The organism is Streptomyces sp. NPDC058284 (assembly GCF_042881135.1).
Taxonomy (GTDB): domain Bacteria; phylum Actinomycetota; class Actinomycetes; order Streptomycetales; family Streptomycetaceae; genus Streptomyces.
Genome location: NZ_JBHVYE010000032.1, coordinates 73,723 through 82,617 on the forward strand (window position 1 = coordinate 73,723; position 8,895 = coordinate 82,617).

Here is an 8,895-nt window from a genome sequence, read left to right on the forward strand (position 1 = left end):
TACGGGAACAACGCTCGGGGCGGCTTTCACGGACGTACCGGAAAACCACCGGAAGCACCTGCAGGCCCTTCGGCCACCGCGTCCGGGCGCGTGAAGAGCACGGCGGTCGTGCCGAGCGCGGGCACGTCCAGCGCCACCTCGCCGCCGGTGAACGGCAGTTCGTCGCTCGCGGTGCCGAGGAAGTCCGCGCGATGGGCGGCGGCCACCGGGAAGCGGGCGCGGACCCGGCAGGTCACCGGCTGCTCCGCGAACGACTGCAGGCGCAGCAGGACGTGTCCGGGCCGCGGGGTGGTCGCACCGACGAGGCGCACCCGTGGGTCGTCCAGATCGGCGAAGCAATGGTGGTCCGGCGCGGCGTCCGAGACTCCTCTGGCCCGGACGGCGCGCATCGGACGGCTCCAGGCCGCGGCCGTCGCCGGTCCGAGTCCGGCCGCGCCTGAGCCGCTGGCCAGGCTGTACCGGAAGGTGAGCTCGAAGCCCTGCGCACTGGGGAAGTTGGTGTCCCAGAGGTTGTTGTGGATCCAGGAGAAGACGGTGGCGGGCTCGTCGTGGTCCATCGTCCTGGGGAACGGCGCGTAGGGCAGGGCGATGTTGCCGAACTGCACGAGCGGCGCGTCCTGCGTGGACCAGGCCACCGCCAGGTCGTCGTCGGCCAGGGTCACCCAGCGGCGCACCGCGCGCATGTGCGGGGCGGAGCCCGGTACCACCGGCAGTCCGCTGCCGGTGGCGCCGCCCGAGGCCTCCATCCGGACGACCGGTGCGTCGAAGGCGAAGGGGAAGGCGAAGTAGGCGCTCTCCTTGCCGAGTCCCCCGTCCTTGTCGAGGCGGTTCTCGATGTCGAGGCGGGGCACGCCGTGCCGGAGGGTGAGCGTGGTGCGCAGCCGGTTGGCTCCGGCCGGACGGGTCTCGTAGGTGACGGACTCGGCGACGGCCGTCGAGCGGCGGGCGATGAGTGCGGCGGGCGGGGCGACGGCTCGGACGCCGAGGTGTTCGAGGCGGTCCGACGCCGTGGTGCGGCTGGAGTTGTGGTTGAAGGCGCCCGCGGTGGTGTAGCTGTCGTGGACATAGCCGTTGAAGCCGACGACGGCGTCCGGGCGGACGAGTTCGCGGCCGGTCCGCTTGTCGATGACCGACGCGACGCAGGCGTGCGCGAGGTCGACGCGGACGGCGAGGTGCTCGTTCTGAAGGAAGGCCGGCTCGGGGTGGGCCAGCGCCTCGGCGGCCGACTCGGCGGGGTCCTCGCGTTCGGTGCCGCCGGTCGGGTTCCATCCGGTCGCGGCCCGCACCGTCGTGCCGTCCGGGCCCCGGGACGTCTCGGCGGCCGCGAGACGGATGTCGAGGCGCACCGATCCGGCGGCCGGCACGTCGTCGACGCGGACGAGCAGGAACCGGCCGGCGTCGCGGTGGTCGTCATTGGTCTGCGGCCTCTCCTCGCAGGCCAGCCGGCGCCCGTCGCGCGCGTCGTGAACGGTCACGGGCCGCTCCAGCGGCACGGTGCTCTCGGGCAGGAAGACGCCGACGACGTCGGTGCGCGGCCACGAGCAGGTGTTGACGACGTGGTACGTCGCCGCGGCGTCCGGCGAGGCGGCGAGCCGCTGTCCGAGGCGGGCGCTCGCGCGGGCGAGCAGCGCGTTGCCGTCGTCGTGGGCGCGCATCGCCTGCCCGTACTTCCAGTGCCACTGGTGCTCCCCCGAGTGGCCGCCCTCTTCCCCGTGGGTCCATGGGTCGCCGGCGCCCCAGGTGTGCTCGTCGAAGAGCGACACCGCCTCGTAGACCCCAGCGGCGTCCCTGCTGTCGTCCTCGGCCCCCGTGGCGTCGAGGAGGGCGGCGAACGTGCCGATGGTCTGGGCGTCGGCGACCACTGACTGGGCGGTCCGGGCCAGGGACAGCGGGAGCGCCCCCGACCCGACCCCGTCGACCCACCAGTCGGTCCAGTCCCCCTCGAAGGTGCGGATCTCGTGGCCGAGCCTGGCCTCGGCGTCGGTGAAGAAGTCCTCGTTGCGGGAGAGCCGCAGCCGGGGGAAGGCCCAGGTGTCGTTCCAGCGGCGGACGGTGTCGGCGATGACGCGGCGGGGCGGCGCGTTGTCGCCGAACTTGCCCTGGACGCGCAGGTGCAGGACGTCCCAGGGGTAGGGCTCGCGTTTGATCTCGGTGTGGTCCATGGCCCAGCCGAAGATGCCGCCGCGGTAGGGGTAGGGGTGGGTGGCCAGGGAGGTCAGGTAGGCGGGCAGCAGGTCGTCGACGTCCGCGTAGCCCGTGTCGAAGCCCAGGAGGGGGCCCTCCATGTAGGCGAGGCCGTGCGGGGTGTCGGTGACCCACACCAGAACGCTGTTGCCGCTGGGTGCGCGCCACCGGAAGAGGCGGGGCAGGTTCCCGCCGCCGACCAGGTGGGGCACGGAGCGCCCGGCCCAGTTGTGGGCGACGGAGAGGTACTTGACGCCCGCCGCGGCGAGGGCGTCGACGAGGCCGACGACGGCGCCGGGCACGTCGGTCTGCATGGCCGAGGTGAAGTGGACGCCATGCTCTTCGCTCACGGCACGGGCCGGGCGCAGGAGTTCGTGCAGCTCGTCCGTGGAGCAGGTCTCGGTGTGCAGGTTGAACGGCAGCGCGGTGAGTTCGATGCGTCCCTCCCCGACCCGGCGCATGAACTCCTCGACCTGTTCCGCCGGCCGGGCCCTCGCCCACTGCCGGAACGACCACAACGACTCGACGCACCACCGGAAGCGGGACTCCTCGGGCCAGCCGTCGGTGGCGCGGGACAGTTCGAGGCAGGAGTCGAGGAACGACAGGTGCTCGGCGAGGACCCGGCCCTGCGGGTCGGTGTAGCCGATGTCGAGGTGGGAGTGGTGGATCAGGTGCAGGGTCCACCGACGCTGCGGGGTCAGCTGTACGTCGATGCCGTTCCGTCCGTCCGCGAGGCCGACCGTGACGCGGGTGGCGCTCTCCACGGCGGGCAGCAGAAGCCGCACGGAGCGGCCGGGCCCGCCGACCCGTTCGCAGCGCAGGGCGGCACCGGATTCCGTACGCACGGTCAATCCGCCGGGTACCTCGGCTCCGTCGACGGGCTCGACCCGCAGTGACTGGAGGAGTGTGCCGCCGTCGTCGGTGTGGCGCAGGAGGGGTTCCTGGGTGAGCCGCAGGGTGGTGCCGTCCGGCAGAGTCCCCTGCGCGCCGACCACGCCGGCGCGCAGGCTGTCGCGTATCCGGTCGTTGTCCCAGTCGGTGGTGCGGACCAGAGCCCGTGTCGTCATGCGGATCTCTCCCGGGAAAGGGGGTGGGTCGGGTCAGCGGGTGGATGCGGTGATGCCGCGCAGGAACAGGCCGCGGAAGAGCAGGAAGAGGACGAGGGTCGGCACGGACACGATCAGTGCGCCGGCCAGGATGACGGGCGGGCCCGTCGAGGAGTAGGACTTGTTGAGGGTGGCCAGGGTGGCCATGACCGGCTGGATTTCGGGGCTGCGGCTGAGGGTGATGCCGAGGAGCAGGTCGTTCCAGACGGCCGTGAACTGGAAGAGGAAGGCCGCGCCGAGCCCCGACCTCATCAGGGGGACGTGGATGCGCCAGAAGATCCTGCGGAAGGAGGCGCCGTCGATCAGCGCCGCTTCCGTCAACTCCGGTGGCATGGTGGTCAGCTGATTGCGGATCAGGAAGAAGGCGAACGGCACCGCCCACGCCGCGTACACCAGCATCAGGCCGAGCCTGGTGTCGTACAGGTCGGCGTCCGCGTACAGGCCGAAGAGCGGCGCGAGGAACATCTGCAGCGGGAAGAGCGTGCCTGAGTAGATCAGCCAGAACCACAACGCGGGCCTGGGGATGGGCAGCACGACCACGGCGAACGCCGCCATGGACGCCACCAGGACCGCCACGAGGCCGCAGACCACGGCGTACAGGAGCGAGGAGCGGAAGCTGTCGCCGATGCCCGCGGCCCGCCAGGCCGTCCTGACGTTCTCCACCAGGTCGAAGCCCTGGAAGGTCCAGTCGGGCTTGCCGGTGTAGTCGGCCACCGGGGTCAGGGCGTTGACGACGAGGAGGTACAGCGGGACCAGCCAGAGCACCACGCATCCGGCGACGAACACATTGCGTACCGCGCGTCCCATGGGACTCCCCCTCCTCAGTTCTTCGCCGGGTTCGTGTCGGGCATCTGGCGGCGCAGGTACAGCCAGGACGAGGCGACCACGATCACCGAGAGGACCAGGGCGATGGCCGAGCCGTACCCCACGTGGAAGAGCCGGAACGTCTCCCGGTACATGCTCAGCGCGAGGGTCTCGGAGGAGCGGGACGGGCCGCCCTGGGTGAGGATCCAGATCATGTCGAACGCCTTGAGGCTGTTCACGATGGCCATGCCGACCACCACGACGGTCACGGCGCGCAGCCCGGGCAGCGTGATGTGGCGGAACATCCGCCAGCCGCTCGCCCCGTCCAGTTCGGCGGCCTCGACCGTCTCCCGTGGGATGGCGCGCAGGCCGATCGCGAAGAGGACGACGTTGAGACCGGTCGCCTGCCAGGTGCTCGCGACGATCATCGAGAGGGTGTTCTGCGGCCACTCCAGGAGCCAGGAGTGCGCGAGGCCGTCCAGTCCGGCGCCGCGCAGCGCCTGATTGAGCGCGCCCTGCGACGACAGCATGAAGTACCAGACGACGGCGGTGGCGGTGCCCGAGATCGCGTACGGCAGCACGATGATCAGCTGCGCGACGCCGCCGAAGCGCATCCGGTGGGTGGCGACGGCGATGAGGAGCCCGGCGAGGACGGGCAGGAGCAGCGTTCCGGCCACCCACAACACGGTGTTGAGCAGCGAACGGCCGAAGATCGGGTCGTCGGCGAGGCGCGCGTAGTTGTCGAATCCGGTGAAGCTGCTGGTGAAGCCGTTGTCCTCGAAGAAGCTGCCGTAGACGCTGCGGAAGAACGGGTAGACGAGCAGGACGCCGACGAACGCGAAGGCGGGCAGCGCCCAGGGCAGCGCGGCGAGGGGGCCGCCGAGCCGCTTGCCGCGCGCCCTCGCGGCCTGGTGCGGGCTGCGGACCGGCACCCTCCGGCGCGGGCGCGCGGACCCCGGCGCGCCGTGCGCGGGCGTCACGATGTCCGTCATGTCTTCTCCGCCTCCCGCCACACCTGCCAGGCGTCGTCGGCACGGTCCTGCATGGTGCGCAGCGTCTTGCGGTACGAGGAGGGGTTCAGGAGGAAACCCGCGAGGTCGTCGACGGTGGCCTCGACGAGTTCGGGCGGCCCCTGTTCCCAGAAGCGGTTGAGCAGCCACAGCTTGTCGCCGCGGACCTTCCTCGCGAGCGAGCCGATCACCGGGTTGGCCGGGGCGACCTCGGGGTTGGGGCAGCCGTCCTGGAGGGTGTGCGAGAAGGCCGTCATGACCTTGGGGTGCAGCCAGGCGGCGGTGGCCCGCAGCGCCTCGGTGTGGTCGGGCCCCTTGACGGTGGCGACCAGGGCGCTGGACTCGAAGATGACGGCGGGGCGGGCCGTGGGGTCGGCCATGGGGAGCACGAACGCGCCGAGGTTCTTGCCGGGCCTGGCGCCAGCGGCCGCGAGGGTGGAGCCGAGCCAGGTGCCGCAGGGCACCATGCCGAGCTTGCCGTGCACCACGGCGGCGGCCGCGTCGGGATGGTTCATGTCCATGGGCGTGAACCAGTCCTTGTCGAAGAAGGACACGATGGTGCGCAGGGCTCGTTCGGCGCGCGGGTCGGTGTACCGCTCGCGGCCGTTCATCAAGTCGTCGTAGAAGCGGGGGTCCTGGCGGCTGAGGATCTCCTGGAACCAGATGAAGGAGGGCCAGCGGTCACCGGCCGTGCCGTGCAGCGGGGTGATGCCGCCCTTCTTCAGGCGCGCGCAGGCGGTGAGGAAGTCGTCCCAGGTCCTGGGGGTTTCGAGGCGGTGTTCGCGGAAGACCTCGGGGTTGTGGAAGAACACCCAGTACGCGAGGTTCATCGGCAGGCCGTAGACGCGCCGCCGGTGAGTGAAGGCGGTGCGCAGGGAGGCGTCGACCCAGCCCTTGGCGACGGCGTCGTCCCACTGGCGGGTCAGGTCGACGATGCCGCCGGTGCGTGCGAGGTCCTGGAGGCGGTAGCCCGACCAGTACTTGAGCATGTCGGGTGTCTTCCTGGTCCGCAGCGAGGACCGCACGATCTGCTCGAACGACTCCAGGAACGGAATGGCCTGCGGGATCAGCTGCGGCGCCCCCACCGACCTCATGGCCGTGCCCGCCGCGGCCATCGGCTTCTCCCACTGCGCGCTGTCACCGAGGACGGCCACCTTGCCCGCGGGCTGCCCCTCGGCGGCGCCGCAGGCGGTGGCGAGCCCGCCGGCCGCGGCGGCCAGGAGCAGGGCGCGGCGGTCGAGGGCCGGTCCTTGCGACGTCGGCCGTGCGAGCGGTGCCGGTGGTGCGAGCGGTGCCGGTGGCGCTGGGCGCGCTGGGTGACGACTACCTGACATGGATGACTCCCTCAGGTGTGCCTCAGCCCGTTGTTAGCGTTAACACGGACGCCTTGGAGCTTCACCTCGGGCACCGTCGATGTCAATGGGTCGCGAGCAGGCCGGTCCCCAACCTCCTTGCTACCCCGGACCGGCCCGACGCGCCCGCGCGCCGGGGCGGCCGTAGCGTTGCCGCCATGTGCTGGAGCGCGACGGCCGACCTGGTCGCGGGAGCGGGCATCTCGGCCGTGGGGGTCGCCTCGGTGACGCTGGCGGTCCGCCGCCCCCGTGACCTGCCGTTGGCCGCGCTGCCGCTGCTCCTGGGCGCCCACCAGATCATCGAGGCCGCGGTCTGGCACCACGACGGCGGCACCGGACCCGCCACCGTCGCCTGGGCCGTCGTCGCACTCCCCCTGTTGGCGGTGTGGGTACCGGCGGCCGTGCTGTGCGCCGCGCCGCGAAACGCGCGCCGCCGGCTGCTCGTCCCGCTGGCGGCGGGGGTCCTGACGGCGACCGCGCTCGCGTACGCGCTGGCGACCCGCACCGTGACGGCCGAGATCCGCGGGCACACCGTCGGGTACTCCCTGGGCCTGCCGCAGCCGGCGCTGGTCGTCATCGGCTACCTGCTCGCCACCATCGGCTCCCTGCTCCTCTCCGGTGACCGGGGACTCGTCCTGTTCGGCGTCCTCGTCGCCATCGGGGCCGCGGTCTGCGCCGTGCTGTGGCGGCAGGAGTACGTCTCGACCTGGTGCGCGATCGCCGCGGTGTGCTCCGTGGTCCTGGCGCTCTGGATCAGAGGTCGTCGTCGGCGGTCCTAAGCCGGGTCCAGGTCGGCGTGGACCAAGTCGTGGTCCGAGTACGGGGTGGGGTGCACGCCGTGGCCGAACGGGACGATGTCCCGCAGGAAGATGTAGTCGAACTTGCTGCGCCAGTCGGTGGTCGGCTCGCAGATGCCGGTGGCCGCGGGGTGGCACTGGGGGTCGGCGTCCGCGGCCAGCGCCCATATCCGGGTGAGTTCCGGCGTGTCCGGCACGGCGTTGAAGTCGCCGAGAACGATCGCGCGGTCGTGCCGGGCGACGGCTGCGGCGAGCACCCGGGTCTGGCCCGCCCGGACCGCCTCTTGCCGGCGTTGGGCGAGGTGGGTGTTGAAGACTCGCACGGACCGGCCGCCCACGGTGGTGGTGACTGCCAGGTACCCGCGGTCCTCGGATCCGCCGTCGGGGTACTCCACGTTCTCGCGGTCCGTCATCGGCGCCGCCGAGAGGATCGCCTGGCCGAAGGCGCCCGGGCTCCACGGCCACCCCCCGCAGCGGCTCCGCTTGTGCAGCACCGCCCCGTACTCGACGTGGTATTCCAGCCCGTAGAGGATCCTCAGGTAGTCCCGGATCCGCTCGACGTCACGCACACACGCTTCCTGCAGGCCGATGACCTGAGGCGCGTACCTGGCGATCTCCGCCGCGCGGCCGATCTCGCTCGCGTCGCAGGGGTTGCAGACGTTCCAGGTCATGACGCGGTTCGGTACGACGTCCCGGTCGCCCGCGACGGGCAGTGACCCGGCGTGGAAACCGCCGCTCGACGCGCTCGGGCCGACCAGCACCAGACATGCCACCGCCATGGCGCCCGCGAGCCACCGCGTGCCCTTTCCGAGCACCCCGCCCCCTCCACTCCCCCACGTGCACATGCGCACCCGTGGCATCTGCCGTCTCCCTGCCAGAGGCTATGTGACGGATCGTTGTTTGGTCTCGTCCGGAAAGGACACTCGAACGGCAGGAGCGGCTGATCCTCGGGATGCCGGTCCGGGTAAGCGAAAACCTGTGTTTCAGGTGTCGATCAGGGAGTCGTGCGTGAGCAACGAAATGTGGAGTTACGTTCCGACCGCCGGGCACGGCCCGGACGCCGATCTGACGGGCTACAAGGTCGAAGCCGCGGACGGCCACATCGGCAAGGTCGACAAGCATTCCGACGAGGTCGCCAACCAGTACATCGTCGTCGACACCGGCGTATGGATCTTCGGCAAGGAGGTTCTGCTGCCCGCCAGTACCGTCACGGCCATCGACCACGAAGCCCGGCGGATTCTGGTCTCGCTCACCAAGGAGCAGATCAAGGACGCGCCCGAGTTCGACAAGGAAAAGCACTTGGGCGACCCCGCATACCGCGACCAGCTCGGGGGTTATTACAGCAGCTCGGGCCACTGATTCCGCTCTGCGGTTTCACCCGTCAGGCGTACACTGAAAAGAGTTCTGAGGGTCGGAGGATCCATGATCGCACTCGGTATCATCTTGCTCGTCATCGGCCTGCTGACAGGCATATCCATCCTCTGGACCATCGGCGTCGCACTCGTCGTCATCGGTGCGGTGCTCTGGGTCCTCGGGGCGGTCGGACACTCGGTGGGCGGTCGCAGGCATTATTGGTGAATGTCAGCGGAGCCTGTGAACCGGTGACATCCATTGGCCCGTGGGAAGGGGGCCGGAGCAATTG

Annotated in this window: 8 protein-coding genes; 3 read left to right on the forward strand and 5 right to left on the reverse strand. The window is 71.0% G+C overall.

The genetic code is table 11. The features are described from left to right. Positions 1-26: 26 nt before the first annotated feature. From ACFVYR_RS32525 to ACFVYR_RS32540, 4 genes are read right to left on the reverse strand one after another with little or no spacing between them, the layout of a single operon-like run. Positions 27-3,251, reverse strand: coding sequence for an alpha-mannosidase (locus tag ACFVYR_RS32525; RefSeq protein WP_384258871.1), 3,225 nt, complete (start codon positions 3,249-3,251; stop codon positions 27-29). A 33-nt stretch (positions 3,252-3,284) separates the two neighbouring features. Then, positions 3,285-4,097 (reverse strand): carbohydrate ABC transporter permease, encoded by an 813-nt coding sequence (locus ACFVYR_RS32530; protein WP_384258874.1) that lies wholly within the window; start codon positions 4,095-4,097, stop codon positions 3,285-3,287. A gap of 14 nt (positions 4,098-4,111) precedes the next feature. Continuing rightward, complete coding sequence (locus ACFVYR_RS32535) at positions 4,112-5,086, reverse strand: carbohydrate ABC transporter permease (RefSeq protein WP_384258876.1); 975 nt, start codon at positions 5,084-5,086, stop codon at positions 4,112-4,114. Further along, positions 5,083-6,438 (reverse strand): ABC transporter substrate-binding protein, encoded by a 1,356-nt coding sequence (locus ACFVYR_RS32540; protein WP_384258878.1) that lies wholly within the window; start codon positions 6,436-6,438, stop codon positions 5,083-5,085. The genes ACFVYR_RS32535 and ACFVYR_RS32540 overlap by 4 nt, the downstream gene beginning before the upstream one ends. Positions 6,439-6,614: 176 nt before the next feature. On the opposite strand from ACFVYR_RS32540, the gene ACFVYR_RS32545 reads away from it, so the two are divergent. After that, on the forward strand, positions 6,615-7,235 hold the full coding sequence (locus ACFVYR_RS32545; protein WP_384258880.1) for a DUF6629 family protein: 621 nt from the start codon (positions 6,615-6,617) through the stop codon (positions 7,233-7,235). Here ACFVYR_RS32545 and ACFVYR_RS32550 read toward each other — a convergent pair. Next, entirely contained in the window at positions 7,232-8,098 is an 867-nt protein-coding gene (locus tag ACFVYR_RS32550) for an endonuclease/exonuclease/phosphatase family protein (RefSeq protein ID WP_384258902.1), read from the reverse strand. The two genes, ACFVYR_RS32545 and ACFVYR_RS32550, sit on opposite strands and share 4 nt — an antisense overlap. 163 nt (positions 8,099-8,261) lie before the next feature. On the opposite strand from ACFVYR_RS32550, the gene ACFVYR_RS32555 reads away from it, so the two are divergent. Both ACFVYR_RS32555 and ACFVYR_RS32560 read left to right on the forward strand, forming a co-directional pair. After that, positions 8,262-8,612, forward strand: coding sequence for a PRC-barrel domain-containing protein (locus ACFVYR_RS32555; RefSeq protein ID WP_384258883.1), 351 nt, complete (start codon positions 8,262-8,264; stop codon positions 8,610-8,612). A 63-nt stretch (positions 8,613-8,675) separates the two neighbouring features. Beyond that, the gene (locus ACFVYR_RS32560; protein WP_384258885.1) at positions 8,676-8,831 is read left to right on the forward strand and encodes a DUF6131 family protein; all 156 of its coding nucleotides are present in this window, start codon (positions 8,676-8,678) and stop codon (positions 8,829-8,831) included. Positions 8,832-8,895 lie beyond the last annotated feature (64 nt).